The organism is Collinsella aerofaciens, from assembly GCF_032584215.1.
In the GTDB taxonomy this organism is placed as follows: Bacteria; Actinomycetota; Coriobacteriia; order Coriobacteriales; family Coriobacteriaceae; genus Collinsella.
Map to the genome: position 1 here is coordinate 1 of NZ_JAWHPN010000073.1, position 710 is coordinate 710.

General features: G+C 65.6%; 1 protein-coding gene. It reads right to left on the minus strand.

Going from position 1 to position 710, the window contains the following annotated elements; all coding sequences use genetic code 11:
* A partial coding sequence (locus RX395_RS09795; protein WP_316367284.1) for a transposase-like zinc-binding domain-containing protein occupies nucleotides 1-524 on the minus strand: 524 nt, incomplete at its 3' end.
* Nucleotides 525-710 lie beyond the last annotated feature (186 nt).

Here is a 710-nt window from a genome sequence, read left to right on the forward strand (position 1 = left end):
TTGACCTGCGAGAAGGCGTGGAAGGTGCACCTCTGGACCCTGGTGCGCGGCCAGGTCTCGCGCACGGCCTTGGCGAACCCGCTCCCGCCGTCGGTGACGACCATGCCGGGCGCCGGGATCGGCGCCATGAGGGCCGACCACGCCCTCGAGTTCTCCGACCTCGCCATGTACCAGGAGACCACCCTCTCGCCGCTGCAGCATATGAGCACCACGAGGTCGCGCGCGACCCAGATCCCGTCGACGTAGAGCACGCGGTGCAGCTCGCCGTCGGGGACGGGCATCGGCCAGACCTCCCAGAACTCGGCCGTCCTGCGCCTGAAGGACCGCCCGCCGCCCGGCATCGCCGCCTGGGAGTCCTTGGAGAGGAGCCACCCGAGGAACTCGTCCAGCCTTGTCGCCGTGTCGTCGTACCTCACCGTCGTCGACGCGCCGCAGGCCGTGCACCTCCACCGCCGGGACCCCGATGAGGTCCTGCCGTTGCGCTTGGTCCGACCGCCGCAGTAGGGGCAATAAACGGCCTTCATGGGCACCTCTTCCGAAAGGGTATTTAACGGTTCCGGAAAAGGTTATCTACCTGCGGGAACGATAGGCAACCGGACACACATTCTGTCCGAGCGGTTAAAAGCGGGCACGGAATTTAAACGGCTGAAAAAGGGGCATCGACCTGCGCCGATGCCCCCAACGTGGACACACATTTTGTCCTATAAGCC